Below are 19,166 nucleotides of genomic sequence, written 5' to 3' on the forward strand. Positions count from 1 at the left end.
GGTCCCCCATGAAAGTGCTCGACAAAAAAATCTATCTCGCCTCGAAAAGTCCGCGTCGGCGCGAACTGCTGCGCCAGGTCGGCGTGGACTTCGACTTGCTGATGCTACGCAGCGATCCCGCGCGCGGGGCCGACGTCACGGAAGAGGTGCACGTGGCCGAACCGGCCCACGAATACGTGGTGCGCGTGGCGCTCGAGAAAGGCGCCTTCGCCTGGAACATGCTGCAACAGCGCCGCCAGCCGCTGCGTCCCGTGCTCACGGCCGACACGACCGTGACGCTGGACGACGAGATCCTCGGCAAACCCGGCAACCCGGCGCAGGCGATGGCGATGCTCGAGCGCCTGTCGGGCCGCACCCACCAGGTCTTGACCACGGTGGCGGTGCATTTCACCGACATGGCCGAGCATGTGACGCAGGTGTCGAACGTGCGCTTCGCGCGCCTGACCCCGCAGGCGATCCGCGCCTATTGCGCCACGCCCGAGCCCTACGACAAGGCGGGCGCTTACGGCATCCAGGGCATGGCGGCGCTGTTCGTCGAGCATATCGAGGGCAGCCATTCGGGCATCATGGGCTTGCCCTTGTTCGAGACGGCGGGCTTGCTGCGCAAGGCCGGCGTATTGATCTAGGCGCCGCACCGCGGCACGGCCGCGGTGCCGGCATGCCGCGCGGAGTCGGGAGGCACGCTTCATCCCTGCAACCGCCAGATCCCCCGCCTTCCGCCTTGCCCAGCGTGTATCATGGCACTCTGAACAATATCCCAGTGCGCGACGTGCCATGAACGAAGACATCCTCATCAATATCACTCCGCAGGAAACGCGCGTGGCGCTGGTCCTGCAGGGCGCGGTGCAGGAGTTGCACATCGAACGCACGCTCACGCGCGGCCTGGCCGGCAATGTCTATTCGGGCAAGGTCGTGCGCGTGCTGCCGGGGATGCAGTCGGCCTTCATCGACATCGGCCTGGAACGCGCGGCCTTCCTGCACGTGGCCGACATCTGGGAAGCGCGCCCGCACGACAATTCGAATACCCCGCCCACGCCGATCGAAAAGCTGCTCTTCGACGGCCAGGTGCTGACGGTGCAGGTGATCAAGGACCCGATCGGCACCAAGGGTGCGCGCCTGTCGACCCAGATCTCGATCGCCGGGCGCATGCTGGTGTACCTGCCCCAGGATAACCACATCGGCATCTCGCAAAAGATCGAAAAGGAAGCCGACCGCGAACTGCTGCGCTCGCGCATGGCGCTCTTGCTGCCGGCCGATGAAAAAGGCGGCTATATCGTGCGCACCCAGGCCGAGGAAGCGTCCGACACCGACCTTGCCGCCGACATCGATTACCTGCGCAAGACCTGGGCCGCGATCCAGGCCGGCGCCCGCACCCGTCCGGCCACCAGCCTGCTGTACCAGGACTTGAACCTGGCCCAGCGCGTGCTGCGCGATTTCGTGCACGACGAAACGGCGACGATCCAGGTCGACTCGCGCGAAAACCATGCCATGCTGGTGGAATTCGCGAAGGTCTACACGCCGAGCGTGCTGGCGCGCTTGCAGCATTACACGGGCGAGCGTCCGCTGTTCGACCTGTACGGCGTCGAAGAAGAAATCCTGCGCGCGCTGGGCCGGCGCGTGGACTTGAAATCGGGCGGCTACCTGATCGTCGACCAGACCGAGGCGATGACGACGATCGACGTGAATACCGGCGGCTATGTCGGCGGACGCAATTTTGCCGATACCATCTTCAAGACGGACCTGGAGGCGGCGCATGCGATCGCGCGCCAGCTGCGCCTGCGCAACCTGGGGGGCATCATCATCCTCGACTTCATCGACATGGAAAACAGCGAGCACCGCAACCAGGTACTCGCCGAACTCAAGAAAACCCTGGCGCGCGACCGCACCAAGGTCTCGGTAAGCGGCTTTTCGGCGCTCGGCCTGGTCGAGATGACCCGCAAGCGCACGCGCGAGTCGCTGGCCCACATCCTGTGCGAGCCCTGCCCGGCCTGCTCCGGCAAGGGCCAGGTCAAGACCTCGCGCACGATCTGCTATGAAATCCTGCGCGAACTGCTGCGCGAGGCGAAGCAATTCAATCCGCGCGAATTCCGCATCCTTGCCTCGCAGGAAGTGGTCGACCTGTTCTTGGAAGAAGAATCGCAGCACCTCGCGATGCTGGGCGACTTCATCGGCAAGAAAATCTCGCTGCAGGTGGAAAAGGGTTACCACCAGGAACAGTACGACGTGATTCTTATGTAAGCAGAATCTGACATCAAATCAGAGACCTAATAATTCTTATTGTGAAATAATCACTCAACGACATGGCGTCGTCCCCGTCGCGTTGATCGATCAGCTGCTGGACCAGGTCGAGAACAAGGGTGCCGAATCGATCCTTGGCAAATCAGGCCTGGCCGGCAAACTCGAGAAGATGCGGGCACAGCGCATGCCGGCGGCCGAGCTGAGCCATTACCTGGCAGACAAGGAAGACGAGGGTAAGCACCGCAATGGCAGCGGCCGCAAGACCGTCCTGGAACGCGGGGCGCGGATGCGCCTGACGATTCCGCACGACCGTTCAGGCAGGTTCGAAACCAAGCTGGTGGCGAACCACCGGCGCCGTATGGACGGCTTCGATGACCACGTCATCAGGAAGCCGACCGTTTGACTTTAGTCGACGATACGCCTGCCGCAACTGGTCAGGACGCGAACGATCACCGCAGCGTCGACCCCGCGGTTTTTCATGTATTCGACCGCGCTGACGGTACTCGCACTCTGCTGCAACTTGAGTCCCCACTCCACGATGCAGGCATCGTATTCGGCGCCGCTGGTGCCGGTGTGCGAAAGAGAACGCCGTTCGATTGTTGATGCATTCATCAATATATCCCACTAGTCATAAAGCCTACTCGTCTTCCTTACCCAGGACGAGGATCGAGCGCTCGTGCCTGGCGCATGCCTCAGGATGCACCGACATCATGACAGCATGATGACAGTGTGTTGGCAGCGACAGGCGCATGATACCCGTCATTAAAGGGTCATCGCGCTGTCACGTGTTAGTCATCTTGCAAGCTTACGCTTCAGTTACTTCCAACCTACCTGATGAAGCTTATGAAACAGTGCCACCTTTCCGCGATCATACGCCCTTCCATGATTGCCATTGCCGCCGGCGCCTTGTGCGCTTCCCTGGCACACGCCGCCCCGGCCGACGAGGCCGCCGCAGCCGAGGCACCGATCATCCAGGACACCCCGCCGGCAGGTGCCGTTGCTACCGTGGAGATATCGACCCGCAAGACACGCTCCGCGGTGGCCATGTCGGGCACCGAGATTCAGAAAGTGATGCCGGGCGTAAACCCGCTAAAAGCCCTGCAGGCATTGCCCGGCGTCAGCTTCCAGACCGCCGACCCATGGGGCAACAACGAGCAGAACCTGTCGCTGTTCGTGCATGGCTTCAACGGCCAGCAGCTTGGCTATACAATGGACGGCGTTCCGCTCGGCGATCAGCAATACGGCAACTACAACGGGCTGGCGCCCCAGCGCGCCCTTACCAGCGAGAACGTCAGGAGCGTCGTCCTGTCGACGGGCGCCGGCGATATCGGTACGCCCTCGACCAGTAACCTGGGCGGCACTATCGAAACCTATTCCATCGAGCCGCAAAGCCGCCGCAACGTCAACCTGCAGCAGACCGTGGGCAGCCACGAAACCAGCCGTAGCTTCTTGCGTTTCGATTCGGGCGAGCTCGGAGGCGGCAACCGTTTCTATATCTCGGGCCTGCGCCACGAAGCCAAGGCGTGGGATTTCGATGGCCGCCAAAGCAATGACCAGATCAACGCCAAGTTCGTGCACCAGAGCGACAGCGGCAAGCTGACCATTTTTGCGGACTGGTCAGACAAGATCGAACCGAACGAAGATTCGACCTTGCACCAGGCCGGCATGGCCGCTCCCTACACGCGCCCTTTCCTGTATCCGGATTTCGCGGCCGCGCTCACCTACCTCGATGCGAACGGTGCGCCACCAGCAGCCGTTGGTGCGAATTTCCGCAACTACTACAGCGACGCTCAGCGCACCGACAAGCTGGCCTACGTCAGGTACGACGCCTACTTCAACGATGACGTCACCTGGACCAACCAGTACTATTTCCACCACAACGACGGCGTCGGGGTGGTAGCCGGTCCAATCAACCAGGCCGGCCTGCCTGCGCTGTTCCGCGCTTACTATCCGAACCAAAATCTAAAAACCGTGTTCGGCAATTCCGGCTACGCGACCCGCACCACCGAGTACAAGATCAACCGCCAGGGCCTGACATCGACATTGCGCTGGGACTTGGGCGCGCACCGCATCCAGGCTGGTTTCTGGTTCGAGCATAATAATTCTGGCGCCTACCGACGCTGGTACCCACTCGACGTGAACAGTCCGAGCACGCCTTACCAGCGCCCGTCGAACCCGCTCATCACGCAGTACGGCAGCGACATCGACAACAACGTCGTCCAGCTGCACCTGCAGGATGAATGGAAGCTGCGCCCGGACCTGACGCTGCAGGGCGGCGTCAAGTCGAGCCTGCAATTCGCCGAGGGTATCTTCCCGGTGCAGCAGTTGCCTGCGACCCTCAGCGGTGGCTCGCAAGGACTACCGGAAGGGAAGATCACCACCAAAAAATGGCTACTGCCGCAAGTCGGCGCGCGCTGGGACATGTCCGATAGCGTCCAAGTGTTTGCCAACATCCAGAAGAACATGCGCCAGTTCGTTACCTACGGCGGTGGCGGCAATTCGCCGTGGAGCCTGTCTTCGCAGGCGGCCTTCGACTACTTCAAGGCCACTGCGAAACCGGAAACGTCCGTCACCTATGAGCTCGGACTGCGTGGCTCGCGCAAGCTTGGCCTCGGCCCGCTTACCGGCTTCGACGGCCAGGTGGCCCTATACCACGTCGACTTCCGCGACCGCCAGCTCGCGATCAGCTCAAACCCGATCATCACCTCGTTCGCAGGCGGCACCACCATCCTGTCGAACGTCGGTAGCGTGAAGACCGACGGTGTCGACCTGGGCGGCACCTTCCACTTCGGCAGCGCGTTCTCGTTTTATGATGCGGTGTCGTACAACCGCTCGCGCTACCAGGACAGCTACCTTTCAGGCACGACCACCGTCCCTACCGCAGGCAAGACCGTGCCGAACACGCCCGAATGGATGAACAAGTTCATCGCCACGCTCAAGGCGGGCGCGGACATTGAGATTCAACTGCATGGAGACTACGTCGGCAAGCGCTACGCGACCTATACCAACGACCTGAACGTGGGTAGCTACTTCCTGCTCGGCCTGAACGTCTCGGGCAAGGTACCGCTGACCACTAGCCTGCTGAAGAACATGCGCTGGAGCGTTAACGTGACCAACCTGGCCAACCGCAAGGGCGTGCTTCAGCCGAACGTGGGTCAGGCCGGCGGCAGCTACGCTACCTATCCGATCCCGCCGCGCATGGGTTTCTTTAACTTGAAGGCGGATATCTGATGCCGATCATCCTTCCTGCCGGCGCGGCCCGGCGCGGCTTGCTGCGGGGCTTCGGCGGCATCATGGCGCTGACGGCGTTCCCGCGTCTGGCCTTGGGGCAGTCCCCGGCCACGCGTCCAATACCGGGCCCGACGCCGTCCCTCTACGCCCACCGCGGCGCCAGCGCCCTCTTCCCCGAGCACACGCTGGCCGCCTATGCCAAGGCAATCGCGGACGGCGCCGACTACGTCGAGCCAGACCTCGTCTGTACGAAGGACGGTGTGCTGGTGGCGCGCCACGAGAACGCGATCACCGACACCACCGACGTCGCAGCCCACGCAGAGTTCGCCCACCGCAAGACACGCAAACTCATTGACGGCGAAGCGCACGAGGGCTGGTTCGTCTCCGACTTTACCCTGGACGAACTAAAGATGCTGCGCGCCGTGGAACGGCTGCCGAAGATGCGTGGTACCTGCCACGACGGCCAGTTTCAAGTAGTCAGCCTCGAAGAAATCATTGATTTCGTCGCCGCTGAGGCGGCTGCACGCGGCCGCACGATCGGCTTGATCCCGGAGCTGAAGCACTCGACCTGGTTTGCCACCGCCGGCCTGGCGCTCGAAGAGCGCTTGGTATCGACCCTGAACGCGCACGCCTACACCCGGCGCGCCCCCGTAACGGTACAGTCGTTCGAAACGGCGAATCTCAAGGCACTGAGGAAGACCCTGGGTCGCTCGACACACGTGCGACTGGCCCAGCTGGTTGTGGCGGGCGGCCGCTATGATGCCGTTCGCCCAGCCGACGTAGCCTTGTCCGGCGGCAGCCTGACCTATGGCGAGATGGTGTCGCCCCGAGGCTTGCGCCAGCTGGCGGAATACGCCGATGTCCTGGCGCCGATCACGCGCGCCGTCATCCCGCTCGGCACCGACGAGCGCCTTGCCAAGCCGACAACCCTGGTGGCGGACGCCCACCGGGCCGGACTTCAGGTCGTGGCCTGGACCTTCCGTCCCGAGAACGCTTTCCTACCAGCGGACTTCCGCAATGGCGACGGCCCGGACGCACGCAACGAAGCTGGCTCCGTCGCCGAGATGCGGCGCTACCTCGAGACCGGCATCGATGGTCTGTTTTCCGACGACAGCGCGCTGGCACGCAGCGCGATCGGCCCCTGAGGCGGCACCTTCGGGCGCCGTCAGCCCTTGCGCTTCTTAGAACGCGGCAGGGCGAACACGTCGGCCAGCACCGTGCTCTCGCCGATCTGGCGCCCGGGCGAGGCGGCATCGTAGACCACCATCAGCTCGTCGCTGGCGCCGCTTTTGTCGTGGAACAGGGCGATGCCTTCAGGATGGTCTACTCCCGCGCCGTACGGCAGCGCCAGGACACGTTCGAGCCGGTCCGCCGATACTACGGCATCCCTCTGCGCCAATGCGCCGCCGACCCAGCGGTAAACGTACACCGGCCCGTCCAGGGCCATGGTCGGCCCGGCGAGAATCAACAAGTCGTCGCCCTGCACGCACAGATCGCGGATGCCCAGCCCTCCCAGGTCGAGGAAGTGCTTGCGTAGCAACTGTCCATCGGCGTCGACCGGCCCCAGCCGCAACCATCCAGCCTCGGCATCATCGACCGGCGCGATCTCGACGATCGCCGCCCAGCCCCGCAGCACCGGGCCGCGCAGTCCCAGGAGCAAATTCTTGCCGACCACCGCGATACCCTCGATGTCAAAGCCGTTATCCTTGCCCGGAATTGCCAGGAAGGGGCCAAAATGTGGGTCGGCGGCCAGCAAAATGGTCAGCTCGTTGCCGTGCTCGTCCCCGCGCAGCATTGCCGCAGTGCGCATCCTGCCCTTGCGGCCCGTTTCCCTGATCAGGGTGGAAGTTCCTGGCTGTTCGTCGTCCTCGACGAATGGAATGCGCGCAATCAGGTAGCGGTTGCCGTCCGCACTCACCGAACACAGCCGCTTGTGAGCCTTTTTCACGCTGTCATCATGCCTGGGCTGCTTGCGCCGCAGGCTGTGCGAGCCCGTCAGCCATAAATATTTGCTGTCGCAGGCCAGGCCTTCGATGTCGACCTCGTTGATGTCGGCCGGCGTTTCGCCATGTGGCGGAAGCGGCAGCCGCAGGAAGTCGTGTAGCCTGTACTGCCGGTGGTCGCGCGTAAAGCTGGTGCGACCGGTGCTGTCTGTTTCCTCCAGCGTCAGGCGCTCCAAGCTGACCGTCTCGTCGTTGGCCAGCCAAAGCGTGCGGCCCATGCGCAGCACAACCGAGAGGCCATCGCGCAGTTCCTTGTCGTGCGTGAGATTGTCGTGCTCCGCATGAAACTGAAGCAAGACGATATTCGTCGGATGCATGTGCTCTCCAATGGTGATTTCTGGCAGCATACGCGCTATTGCCGAGCTGCGCGCGCCCGAAACTGCGCTGATGATAATCTTCCGTGTTCAGCCTGAACCGTATGTAACATGCCTGACACATTTGGCAACGATACTGATCTTTTCGCATGAATTCGCGCCGCAAAATGGAAAAGAAGGTGAAACATGACGAGGCGCGCCCGGCGCCCGTGCTCGACCGCGCAAGCCAGTTCCTGAACCGTGAACTGTCCCTTCTTGAATTTAATCGACGTGTCCTGAGCCAAGCCGAGGACGAGCGGGTGCCTTTACTGGAGCGACTGCGCTTCCTGTGCATTGTCAGTACCAATCTCGACGAATTTTTCGAAGTGCGGGTTGCCAGCCTGCTGGCCCAGCACAGAATGGACCGCGGCATGGACGGCATGCCGCAAACACTCGCGGCAACGCTGGCCCGCGCGAGCGAGGAATGCCGGCGCCTGATCGCTCGCCAGTATGCGCTCCTTAACCACGACATCTTGCCGCGCCTGTCCGAAAACGGCATTCACATGCTGCGTCGCGGCGACCGCAATCCGGCCCAGCGCGCCTGGGTGAAACAATACTTTGACAAGGAAGTGCGGCCTCTGCTAACCCCGGTCGGGCTCGATCCGGCCCACCCCTTCCCGCGTGTGGTCAACAAGAGCTTGAACTTCATCGTCGAGCTCTCCGGCAAGGATGCCTTCGGACGCGGCACCGCTATCGCCGTTATGAAGGCGCCGCGCGTGCTGCCGCGCGTGATCCGCCTGCCCGATGAGCTGTCGGACCGGCCGGGAGCCTCCTATTGCCTGTTATCCTCGGTAATCCAGGCCCATTTGCCGGACTTGTTCACCGGGCGCGAGGTCGTCGCCTATTCGCAGTTCCGGGTAACGCGCAACAGCGATTTATGGGTCGACGAAGAAGAAGTGAAAAACCTGCGCCAGGCGCTTCAAAGCGAGCTGCACAGCCGACAATACGGCTTCGCGGTCCGCCTCGAAGTCGGGCGCGGCTGCCCGGCGCACCTCTCGAATTTCCTGCGCGATCAGTTCTGCATTGAGGACAGCAGGGTATTTGCCGTCGATGGTCCTGTCAACATGGGCCGCCTGCTTGAAATCGTCAACAGCCATGCTAGGCCCGAACTGAAGTTCGCGCCCTTCGCACCGGGCTTTCCGGCCAAGCTCAACCCGCACGACATCTTCGGTACCTTGGCGCGCCAGGACGTGCTTCTTCATCATCCCTTCCAATCGTTCCAGCCCGTGATCGACTTCATCCAGGCTGCGGCGACCGATCCGGCGGTCGTGGCGATCAAGCAGACGATTTACCGCGCGGGCATGAACTCGGAGCTGATGGAAGCGCTGATCAGCGCCGCCCAGCGAGGCAAGGAAGTGACGGTGATCGTCGAATTAATGGCGCGCTTCGACGAGGAAGCGAACATCAACTGGGCTGAGCGCCTCGAAGAAGCCGGCGCCCAGGTGGTGTACGGCGTCGTCGGCCTCAAGACCCACGCCAAGATGGCGCTGGTACTGCGCCGCGAAACGGCCGGATTGCGCCCGTATGCCCACCTCGGCACCGGAAACTACAACCCGACCACGGCCCGCTTCTACTCCGATTTTGGCCTGCTCACGGCGGACCCGGCCCTGACCGCCGACGTCAACGAGGTCTTCATCCACCTTACCAGCATGACCAAGCCCAAGCAGCTCAGCTGCATATGGCTAGCGCCGTTTTCGCTACAGAAGGAGATAGTGCGCGCGATCCGCCAGGAAGCGGCGATCGCGCGGGAAGGGAAACCCGCGCGCATCATTGCAAAGATGAATTCGCTGATCGACGAAACCGTCATCCGTGCCCTATACGAAGCCTCTGCCGATGGTGTGAAGATCGACCTCATCGTCCGCGGCGCTTGCTCGTTGCGACCGTGCGTGCCAGGGCTCTCGGCCAACATCAAGGTGCGCTCTATCGTAGGGCGTTTTCTGGAACATACCCGCATTTTCTACTTCCGCAACAACCTCAAGCACGATATTTACCTGAGCAGCGCCGACTGGATGAACCGCAACCTGATGCGCCGAATTGAGGTGGCTTTTCCGGTCAACTCACCGGCGCTGAAGAAGCGACTGCTGCGCGAAGGCCTGCAGCTCTACCTGAAGGACAATGTCAGCGCCTGGGAGCTTGGAAGCGACGGTGAATACCGGCGCCGCAAGCCGCGCTCCGGGCAAAAGTCCTGCAACGCGCAGGAAACGCTGATGGAGATGCTTGGAGCGGGCGCCAACGGCGACCCGGCAAAAGGAGAATAGGCATGGACCTAATTCTGTGGCGCCACGCCGAAGCGGAAGACGGGGAACGGGACGCCAAGCGTGCCCTCACCTCGAAGGGGCGGCGCCAAGCGGCGCGCGTCGGCGCCTGGCTCGATCATCAGCTACCGGAACATTGCCGTGTGCTGGTCAGTCCGGCCGTGCGCTGCCTGCAGACTGCGGACGCCCTAAGGCGACATTACACGATTCATGAAGCCCTGAACACCGATTCGACAGCCGAACGCATGCTCGAGGTCTGCGGCTGGCCCGGAAACCGCTTTCCCGCCTTGCTGATCGGCCACCAGCCGCTGCTGGGCGAACTGGCGTCGCTGATCGTAACGGGCGCGCCGCAGCCCTGGAAGATCCGCAAGGCAAGCGTGTTCTGGATCAAAGGGTCGGACGCCGAGGACAGCACGCCCTTCATCCGGCTCGCAGTCGGACCGGAGCTGATCGGCAAGATGCGTTGACGCGCTGGACCGGTTTGGCCAGCACAGCCTGGCCCCGCCCCTTCGTTCAGGCCTCCCTGAACTGGAAGGTCTGGCCCGCGTCTTCCCAGGCCGTGCATTCCCGCTCGAGCCAGAACCGCATAGTTGGATGGGTCGCCAACCAGCCCGGCGCCAACTCGACCTCGATGCGGCTCTTCATGCGCACCCTGAAGCCGTCGAGGTCCTCGTCCACGCGTGCATGCATGCAGGCCACCGCCAAGCGCAGGGCCAGCACCATGCGCGCCAGCGCCGGCTCCCCCAATGCATCGCGGATTTTGCGCAAGTTGCCTTTATGGCCTAGCACCAAGGTGGCCATCAGACGCTGTTCGCGTGTCGTGAAACCCGGCAGGTCGACATGTTCGACCAAGTAGGCACCGTGCTTGTGCGCGCCCGTGTGCGATACCGCCAGGCCGATTTCGTGCAGCATGCAAGCCCAGCCCAGGTAGTGCAGGCCACTGGCGTCCGCGGCGCCGAGCTGACCGTACAGGCGCAAGGCGATGGCAGCGGTGCGTTCGGCGCGCGTGGCATCGACGCCGAACCTGTCCATGCAGGCCAGGATCGCGAGCTCGCGCCGGTCATGCTGTAGGGAGCGCAGCTCGAGGTCGGACAAGGCGCCCAGGCGCAGGCCGGCATTGATCGCACAGACACGCTCGATCCCGAGTTCCTGCATCGCGCCCGTCAGGATGCCGACGCCGCCGAGCACCGCAACCACCCGCTCGCGCTTGAGCCCCGGTAGGTCGACCCGGTCGACGTGACCGCAGGCGACCAGCGCCGCGCGCAGCGCGCCAAGGCCCGCGAGCGAGAGCGTGCCGTCGCCTAGGGCGCCGCGTGCGATCGCCTCGGCCATCGCGCGCATCGTTCCAGACGAGCCGTATACGGCGCTCCAGCCGTGCGCGCGGTATGCGGGGGCGGCATCCTCGAACATTGCCCGCGCCATCGTAGTGGCCGCCTCGAAACGAGCGTGCTCAATGCATCCGTCGGCGAAGAAGCGCGCAGCTTGGGGCTGGGTGCCGATGCTAAAGGATTCCACCAGTGCGGTCGCGTTGCCGCTGCCTGCGACTATTTCGGTAGAGCCGCCCCCTATATCGATCACCAGGCGCCGCTCGCCAGTGTCGCCCAGCGCGCGGGCTACGCCCATATACACCAAACGGCCCTCCTCTTCGCCGGAAATGACCTCGATCGGATAACCAAGCGCTTTTTCAGCCAGAGGCAGGAATTCGGGCGCATTGCGCGCCACGCGCAGGGTGTTGGTGCCGACCACACGCACATCGTCCAGACGGTATTCCTGCAGGATCTGCGCAAAGCCCGCTAAGCTGCCGAGCGCCGTCGCGATCGCCTCGGCCGTGAGGTTGCCGTCCGTGCCGAGACCGGCGGCGAGGCGCACCGGATCGCGTGCACTGCGCACGATCCGCATGTCGCCAGCGACGGGTTCGCCGATATGCAGGCGAAAACTGTTCGAACCGAGGTCTACTGCTGCGAACATACTGGTTTCTTTCGTGAGCTTGATTGACGAAGTATACAACTGCAAGGGCGACAGTAGATACACGGATGGAGTAGGATGCAACACTACTATTAATGCTGACTCCGAATGGGCGCGCCACCGTGCGCTCTACCATTCATACCGTCAAAAGGACTGATATGGAAACCGAACTTAAGTTGCAGGTACCGCCCGCTCAGCTCGATCGTATACGCCAGCATCCGATGCTGGCAGAACACGCTCCCGATGGGGCCCATGAACACCAGCTGGTTGACACCTATTACGACACCGCCGCCCACGACCTGTGGAAACAAGGCCTGACGTTGCGCGTGCGAGAGTCCGGTGGCGCCTGGATCCAAACGGTGAAGACGGCGGCGCCCACCTCCCCCGGTTTGCACGAACGCGGCGAATGGGAGTGTGCCTTGCCTGATGCGACACCGCAGCCGGGACTGCTGGCGCGCCAGATCAAACAGGCGGCGCTGTCGCAGGCGCTTGCGAATGCCGAGGCCCGCGAACTGGTGCCGATTTTCCGCAACCTCACGCGCCGCACCACCTGGTCGCTACGCTGGCCCAACGGCGACGAAGTCGAATGCGCGCTCGACGCCGGACGCATCGAGTCTGGCGGCAACAACACTGAAATTGCTGAACTCGAGCTGGAAATTAAGCACGGTTCGTCGACCCACCTGTTCGAACTGGCACTGGCGTTACACGCTGACATCCCGCTGCGCATGTCGAATGACAGCAAAGCGGCGCGCGGCTTTGCCATGCTCGAGCGCCCGGCGACGCAGCCGGTCAAGGCGCAAGCGGTCGAGCTCGGCCGACATGCCACGCTAGAAGATACCTTCCAGGCGATCGGCCTGAACTGCTTGCGCCAGATGGAAGCCAACGTGCCGGGCGTGCTCGACCAGAATATCGAAAGCCTGCACCAGATGCGCGTTGGGCTGCGGCGCCTGCGCGCGCTGGTCGATATGTTCGAGGAACTGGCGCCGCTACCCGCCGAGATCGCCGAGGGACTCGACTGGCTGGCGGCAGCGCTCGGCGCCACGCGCGACTGGGACGTGCTCGCAGACTCGACGCTGGACCAGGTGCACGGCATCGATCCGGCCGCGCTGCGTCAAGCGGCGCGGGCCAGGGCCGACAAGCTGCACAAGGAACTGCTGCAGTCTCTGCATTCGTCGCGCTTCACGCAGGTTTTGCTGAGCGTTAACGGCTGGCTGCACGCACGCCAGTGGCGTACCGAAGGCAAGCTGCCTAAACGTTCGTCGTTGGCCGAGCGCGCCTCCAAAGCCTGCGTGCCCCTACTGCGCAAGGCAGACAAGCGTCTCAGCCGCCGCATCGCCGATTTCGACGGCAAGGAACCGGAGCAACGCCACCGTATTCGGATCGCGGCCAAAAAAGCCCGCTATGGCGCCGAGTTTTTCCGGGACCTGTTGCCGGCGAAGGAGGTCAAGCATTATGTTGCGCAGCTGTCAGATCTTCAGGACCGCTTGGGACTGCTGAACGATTTCGCCGTGGCCGACAAATTGTTGCCTGAACTTCAAAAAGGCACTGGCGAACTGGGACGCCAGGCAGCCTACGCACGCGGCTATCTCGCCGCTACTGCCGAAGCTGACAACGGCGAACTGGCAGCCTCGCTGAAGGCGGTGGTCAAGCTGCGCCTGCCGCGATAGCGCCCCGCTGGTACACCTGGATGCGGCGGCGCGTGCAACATGCCCGCCGCAGGTTTCAGGCTGGCAGTCTCAATGCAGATATCAGGCACAGGCGACTCGGTGCGCGCCAAGGAAACACGCTTCGATGTCCTGCGCCGCTAGCGGCCGCGATATATGGAAGCCCTGCACCTCGTCGCAGCCGATTTCCTGCAGGATTCGCAGTTGCGCCGCCGTTTCCACGCCCTCGGCTACGACCGTCATGCGCAACGCGTGCGCCATTGAAACGATCGCCTCGAAAAAAACCCTTCCCTCGCCCTGCTCGAGTTCGTTCGTAAAAGCGCGGTCGACCTTCAGCACGTCCATCTTGAGCGTGCGCAGCTGGGACAGCGACGAGTAGCCCGTGCCGAAATCGTCCAGGTGCAGCTTGATCCCGAGCTTATGCAGCCCAGCTAGCTCCGCCAGAACTACGGCATGCTCGCCCATCATTGCCGACTCAGTGATTTCGACCTCCACCAGCACAGCCGGCAGAGCGTGGCGACGCAGCGCGGCCTCGAACTGGCAGGCGACGACGCCGCGGCCAAACTGCTTGGGCGAGACGTTGATCGATACCGGCACCGGTTGCATGCCCGCCGCCCCCCAGGCGGCCAGCTGGGCGCACGCCTTGTCGATCACGAGCGCGCCGATCTGCAGGATTAGACCGCTCGACTCAGCCAACGGGATGAATTCGCCGGGCGGGACCATTCCAAATTCGGGATGCTGCCAACGCAGCAGCGCTTCCATGCTCAGCAGCGCGCCTGACACGGTATCGACCCGCGGCTGATAGTGCAGCAGGAACTGGTCGGCCTCGATTGCCCGTGCAAGCTGTCCCTTGAGGAAGGCGCACCGTTCGGCCTGTCCCGACAGAAACTGGTCGAAGAAGCGGTAGTGCCCCTTGCCTTCGTTCTTTGCTGCGTACATCGCGATATCGGCATTGCGCAGCAAGGTGGTGGCGTCGAGTCCATCGCGCGGGTACAGGCTGATACCAACTGAAGCCCCGGTGACCGCCTGCACGCCACTATCCAAAGCAAAGGGCGTTGCGAAGGTGGCGACGATGCGCTCGGCTACGGCCGCGACATGTCCCTCATCGATAGAGCGCTCGTCGATGGCCGGGCGCAGCAATACCACGAATTCGTCGCCCCCGAAGCGCACCGCTTGGTCGGTCGGCCTCAGCAGGGTGCCGAGCCGCCGCGCCGCTGCGGCCAGCAACTGGTCGCCGACGACATGGCCGTACGAATCGTTGACCTGCTTTAATTCGTCCAGGTCGATGAACAGCACGGCCAGGCCGCTGCCGGCCTTCGGTACAGCGCGAAGCAGCGTCGGGAAAAAGTGCAGCAGCCAGCTGCGATTACGCAGGCCGGTCAGCGCATCCTCGTTGGCGAGTCGCTCGAGGTCGGTCTCGTGCCGCTTGCGTTCGCTAATGTCCTGCAAGGTAATGGCCAAGCCATTGCCAACACGTACCAATCGCCGCCGCCCCCAGGTGATCGTGAGCCGGTCGTCCACCGGCATACGCCGGTCTTCCTCGTAGAAACCGTTCGACATCGCCAGCCGGTAGGTATCGATGATCTCCTGACCTACGATACCGCGATCGAGCGTCGACAGTGCGCGCCCTACCAGGTCGGCACGCCGGAAACCGTAAAAGGCTGCGCCGCGCTCGTTGCAATCGACGATGCGGAAGTCGACCATCTGGCCCTTGCGATCGCGCACAGGTGCTGCCATGTAGAAACCATCGTTCGCGCTTTCGGTCGCAGTGCGATACGCCAAGCGTACTGCCTCGTATTCGCGTTCGCGCGCGGCCGCGCGCAGCGATAGGACGCCGGCCAGGGCGGAGAGCAGCACCAGGCAGGCGCTGGCGACCACGGCACGGTCGCGGCTAGCTTCCCAATAGTGGCGTGCGGCGGCACTGCCCTCTTGTCGCGAGAGCGCCGCGACGGCCACTACAGGATAGACCGGGGAATCGCGCCAGCCCACTGCGCGTGCGATGCCGTCGCGAAAAGCCTCGGCGCCAAGCAGCCGCGCTCCATCGCCGACGATGCCGACGGCGTCCAGATCCAGGACTTGTGTGTTCGCAGTGCGTCCAGCAGCTCCCTGCTCAATCCAGAACTTGGCACCGCTGTCCGCCAGGGCCAGCACCCCGTCCTGTCCGAGTGAGGAGGCGCTCACGAAGGAGGTGAAATAACTGCCGTCGACCGCCATTACGACAATACCGTCGAATTCGTCGTCGGCACGCTCGAGCCTGCGCGTGAACAGGACCTGCTGGCGATCGGCTTGGAACCCGACAGGCGCAACGTCAACGCGTAGCGCGGTGGAATTGTTGTTCTTGTGCTGGAGAAAAAAGGCAGCTTGGGCCATTGATGGCGGCATCCCTGCGCCCCTGCTGGAAGAAAGCACGGCGCCGTCCGCACCGACGATGCTGACCGAAACGAAGGCTTGGTCGGTGAACATGCCGCCGGCCCGCATGTCTTCAATTAGGCCCGGCCTGCGCGAGTTTTCCCAGCCATACTTGAGCTGCATGGTGATCTGGTCCATTTGTGCAATTGAGCGGGTTACGTATTGCTCATAGGCCTGCGCGTAAGTGTCTGCTTCCTTGAGAACCAGCGTTTCGGCTCGCTCCGCTTCTGTATCGGCGCGCGCTAGCGTCACTATCCAGAGTGCAATACAGCACAGCGCGGCAAGCACCGGCCACAAAACGGCCAGAAAAAAGTTGGTGTGAGAAAGTGAAGAAAAAGCAGATTTCATTATGTACACCACGCCACTGCTGCGCAAGCTTGTGCAGGTCCCGCTCGGCCAGACTGGCGGAGCCCGTCTGCGCGAGACGCGAGTTTATATTAGCAATGTGACCGTTTAATGAACCCTGGGAATGGTAAGCGAGCCTATCGTCCTGATAACCTACCCTAAGATAGGTTCAAAGAGCTGTAAGTCGAAGGCGATGAAGATCAGGGGCCCCCTTGCCAGCAAGGGCCTGACTGCGCGCAGCGACCATCGTGGACGCCAGCTTGACCGCAGCGCCACCGTAGACCAGGAACCGCGACAACGAAAGCGAGCCGGAGATGCATCAGTCGAAGAAAGGCAAGGACTGGCACTTCGGCATGAAGGCACACGTTGGCGCGGACATTGCGACCGGGCTGGTGGCCGAGCCGGGGAAAAGCTGGAGTAAGCGTTATCTCCCGATGAATGCAAGGGTTGCGGAAAGCTCAGTGTTGCTTTTGTTCGCACCTTATTAGTCAAGAAAATCTGAATATTCTCGCTGTGCATAACCCTTGGTTTTTGTCCATGGCAGCGACTTTGCCAACGTTGGGAGCGGTCGGATTGTGACCCGCTCGAAGAAAGTCCCCGCGCGATCACCTGTTTCCACGACCAGCGGCACCATGCGCGTATCGTCCCACAGCACGCGCTGGAACAAGCCATTCTTTTCCTGTTCACGCCAGCGTGCTCCGGCTACGGCTGAGGGACGCTTCGATAGCGGCAGGGCTGCCACGCGTTGCGGGTCCATCAGGAAGAAGGCGTTGACCCAGGAGCCATCGAAGTTCGCGTTATCATACTCGGCTGGCGGAACGAAAATGATGTCGCGTTCCTCGGCATTGACAACTTCAAGCCGGATCTTGTCACGGTCCAGCATCACGTGCCGTGGCAGCACTTCGTAATTGGGGTGCTTATGGTTGTGGGACTTCTTCGCCGCGGGCTGATGGCCGTAACTGTGCTTCGCGCGGTGGGACGCGGGCAGCACGCGCGCCAGCCACACATGGCCCGGCCGGCGCATCATCGTTTCATCGTAGCGGGTTTCGCGCAGCACGCCTTCGGCGGTCATGACACGGCTGTAGTGCTGGATCGACAGGTCGAGATCCGGGCCCTGCAGCATGGGCGCGGCGTGCGATGCCCAGGAAGGGAACAGGGCGGCGCAGAACAGGACCGCTCGATAAAGCTTGGAAAAGGCAATCATGGACATTGTGTTCGGTCACGATGACCGGGGGCCTGCGCAGTGCACGCAGGCTCGCCGGAGCAGGGTTCGGGTTAGAAGCCGAAGGCGGATTTCAGCAGGTTGAAAACCTTGGTGTTGTCGAGCGTACCCTTGAATGGCTTTGCGCCTGCGCCGGTGGCGAGCAGCTTGACATCGCCTCCGCCGTGCGTTTCGGACGACAGGCGTACGCCGGCTTCCTGGAGGTAGCCATCTGCCATCACGGTTGCACTGTCGAGGTTAGCGCGTACATTAGGGCGATTCGGGCCGTTGCCGAAGACCAGCGTGGTGTACGTGTTGCCGTCCGCATCCTTCGACGGCTGGCCGTCGCGGTAGCTGCGGTTAATATCCAGGATTGGGTTGCCGCGCTTGCCATAACCGTTGAACGTCATCGTATGGTCATGGTCGGCGGTAACGACGATCAGGGTGTTTGCCAGCGTCGGGTCGATCAGCTTAAGCTTGTCCAGAGCGGCCTGGATAGCATCGTCGAAGGCGATGGTGTCGACGATCGCGCGCTTCGCGTTCGTCGCGTGCAAGGCATGGTCGATACGGCCGCCTTCCACCATCAGGAAGAAACCGTTCGGGTTCTGCGACAGGATGTCGATCGCCTTGACGGTCATCTCGGCCAAGCTCGGCTGGGTCGCGCCTTCGCCGACGTGCGCAACCCGATCCAGCTCATACTCAAGGTGACTCTTGCTACTGTATATGCCGATGAACTTCCTGGTATTTGGAGCGGCGGCCATTTCCGCCTTGGTGGCGGCGATGCTGTAGCCCTTCGCTGCCAGCTCGGTCAGCAGATTGCGGCCGTCGGCCCGGCCTTTTGTATTGGTGCTGGCGTCGTACGGTGTATAGTAATTGCGCCCACCGCCCATCAGCACGTCAACGCCGTCGCCCAGCGCCGTATTGAAGCCGCTGCCGCCCGGGACGGCCTGCGCGGCGATGGCATATGCCGCGTCGCGATGGCAGATGTGCGAATAAGTGGCTGCCGGGGTGGCGTGGGTCAGCTCGGTGGTGGTCACCGCGCCCACTGCCTTGCCCTTGGCCTTGGCCAGTTCTAGGATGGTGGGCACGGCCTGGCCGTTGTTCGGGGCGCAGTTATTAATGCCCAGGTTGCCGTTGGCATCCTTGCCCGGCGCGACCGCCTTCGTTTCGGATGACATGGAGAGCACTTCGTTGTTCATCTTCACGCCGGTCATATACGCAGCCATCGAAGGTGCGCTGTCCGTGGTCTGGGCGTCATTCGAGAAAGTCTTGATGCGTGCGGTGCGGGCGAACTTTTCAAAGTTGAGCTGGCCTTCTTCCTTGTATTTGTATATGCGGGCAGCGGTGACCGTGGTCGGGCCCATGCCGTCGCCAAGGAAGAAAATAATGTTCTTGGCTTCGCCGGTGGCGTACGCGTGCGGCGCGAAGCCCGCCATTAGCGCGGTTGCCAGCGAGGTCGTGAGTAAAGTCTGTTTAATCATGTTGTATCTCCCAAATGGCAA

14 protein-coding genes and 1 pseudogene are annotated in these 19,166 nt (G+C 62.7%); 9 read left to right on the forward strand and 6 right to left on the reverse strand.

All coding sequences use genetic code 11. The features are described from left to right. Positions 1-8 precede the first annotated feature (8 nt). The 3 genes from ACFPOU_RS11100 to ACFPOU_RS11110 all read left to right on the forward strand — a co-directional run bounded on the left by ACFPOU_RS11100 (position 9) and on the right by ACFPOU_RS11110 (position 2,641). A complete protein-coding gene (locus ACFPOU_RS11100) occupies positions 9-626 on the forward strand; it encodes a Maf family protein (RefSeq protein WP_379720747.1) in 618 nt (205 codons plus the stop codon). A gap of 148 nt (positions 627-774) precedes the next feature. Beyond that, positions 775-2,238, forward strand: coding sequence for a ribonuclease G (gene rng, locus ACFPOU_RS11105; RefSeq protein WP_379720750.1), 1,464 nt, complete (start codon positions 775-777; stop codon positions 2,236-2,238). Between the two features lie 82 nt (positions 2,239-2,320). Beyond that, on the forward strand, positions 2,321-2,641 hold the full coding sequence (locus tag ACFPOU_RS11110; protein WP_379720753.1) for a transposase: 321 nt from the start codon (positions 2,321-2,323) through the stop codon (positions 2,639-2,641). 2 nt (positions 2,642-2,643) lie between these two features. Here the strand turns inward: ACFPOU_RS11110 and ACFPOU_RS11115 are convergent, their stop codons facing one another. Further along, complete coding sequence (locus tag ACFPOU_RS11115; protein WP_379720756.1) at positions 2,644-2,850, reverse strand: hypothetical protein; 207 nt, start codon at positions 2,848-2,850, stop codon at positions 2,644-2,646. 270 nt (positions 2,851-3,120) lie between these two features. On the opposite strand from ACFPOU_RS11115, the gene ACFPOU_RS11120 reads away from it, so the two are divergent. Then, positions 3,121-5,469, forward strand: a complete 2,349-nt coding sequence (locus ACFPOU_RS11120; RefSeq protein ID WP_379720759.1) for a TonB-dependent receptor — start codon at positions 3,121-3,123, stop codon at positions 5,467-5,469. After that, entirely contained in the window at positions 5,469-6,614 is a 1,146-nt protein-coding gene (locus ACFPOU_RS11125) for a glycerophosphodiester phosphodiesterase family protein (protein ID WP_379720762.1), read from the forward strand. The genes ACFPOU_RS11120 and ACFPOU_RS11125 overlap by 1 nt, the downstream gene beginning before the upstream one ends. Positions 6,615-6,634: 20 nt before the next feature. Here the strand turns inward: ACFPOU_RS11125 and ACFPOU_RS11130 are convergent, their stop codons facing one another. Further along, positions 6,635-7,789, reverse strand: coding sequence for a DUF3616 domain-containing protein (locus ACFPOU_RS11130; RefSeq protein WP_379720765.1), 1,155 nt, complete (start codon positions 7,787-7,789; stop codon positions 6,635-6,637). Positions 7,790-7,953: 164 nt separating this feature from the next. On the opposite strand from ACFPOU_RS11130, the gene ppk1 reads away from it, so the two are divergent. Together ppk1 and ACFPOU_RS11140 are read left to right on the forward strand one after the other, a co-directional pair. Continuing rightward, positions 7,954-10,083: a polyphosphate kinase 1 gene (ppk1, locus tag ACFPOU_RS11135; RefSeq protein ID WP_379720768.1), complete on the forward strand. Its 2,130-nt coding sequence runs from the start codon at positions 7,954-7,956 to the stop codon at positions 10,081-10,083. Between the two features lie 2 nt (positions 10,084-10,085). Beyond that, positions 10,086-10,547 (forward strand): SixA phosphatase family protein, encoded by a 462-nt coding sequence (locus ACFPOU_RS11140; protein WP_379720771.1) that lies wholly within the window; start codon positions 10,086-10,088, stop codon positions 10,545-10,547. 46 nt (positions 10,548-10,593) lie between these two features. Here the strand turns inward: ACFPOU_RS11140 and ACFPOU_RS11145 are convergent, their stop codons facing one another. Further along, positions 10,594-12,048, reverse strand: coding sequence for a Ppx/GppA phosphatase family protein (locus tag ACFPOU_RS11145; protein ID WP_379720774.1), 1,455 nt, complete (start codon positions 12,046-12,048; stop codon positions 10,594-10,596). Between the two features lie 155 nt (positions 12,049-12,203). On the opposite strand from ACFPOU_RS11145, the gene ACFPOU_RS11150 reads away from it, so the two are divergent. Beyond that, the gene (locus ACFPOU_RS11150) at positions 12,204-13,712 is read left to right on the forward strand and encodes a CYTH and CHAD domain-containing protein (protein WP_379720777.1); all 1,509 of its coding nucleotides are present in this window, start codon (positions 12,204-12,206) and stop codon (positions 13,710-13,712) included. Positions 13,713-13,793: 81 nt separating this feature from the next. On the opposite strand, the gene ACFPOU_RS11155 is transcribed toward ACFPOU_RS11150, so the two are convergent. Next, entirely contained in the window at positions 13,794-16,466 is a 2,673-nt protein-coding gene (locus ACFPOU_RS11155; RefSeq protein WP_379720780.1) for a bifunctional diguanylate cyclase/phosphodiesterase, read from the reverse strand. A 227-nt stretch (positions 16,467-16,693) separates the two neighbouring features. On the opposite strand from ACFPOU_RS11155, the pseudogene ACFPOU_RS11160 reads away from it, so the two are divergent. Next, positions 16,694-16,858 (forward strand): annotated as a pseudogene (locus ACFPOU_RS11160) (IS5/IS1182 family transposase); the annotation flags it as partial. 89 nt (positions 16,859-16,947) lie between these two features. On the opposite strand, the gene ACFPOU_RS11165 reads toward ACFPOU_RS11160, so the two are convergent. Both ACFPOU_RS11165 and ACFPOU_RS11170 read right to left on the reverse strand, forming a co-directional pair. Beyond that, positions 16,948-17,673: a hypothetical protein gene (locus ACFPOU_RS11165; protein ID WP_379720783.1), complete on the reverse strand. Its 726-nt coding sequence runs from the start codon at positions 17,671-17,673 to the stop codon at positions 16,948-16,950. A 65-nt stretch (positions 17,674-17,738) separates the two neighbouring features. Beyond that, on the reverse strand, positions 17,739-19,145 hold the full coding sequence (locus tag ACFPOU_RS11170) for an alkaline phosphatase (RefSeq protein ID WP_379720786.1): 1,407 nt from the start codon (positions 19,143-19,145) through the stop codon (positions 17,739-17,741). Between the last annotated feature and the right edge of the window lie 21 nt (positions 19,146-19,166).

It is taken from the genome of Massilia jejuensis (assembly GCF_042656795.1).
GTDB classification, from domain to species: domain Bacteria; phylum Pseudomonadota; class Gammaproteobacteria; order Burkholderiales; family Burkholderiaceae_D; genus Telluria; species Telluria jejuensis.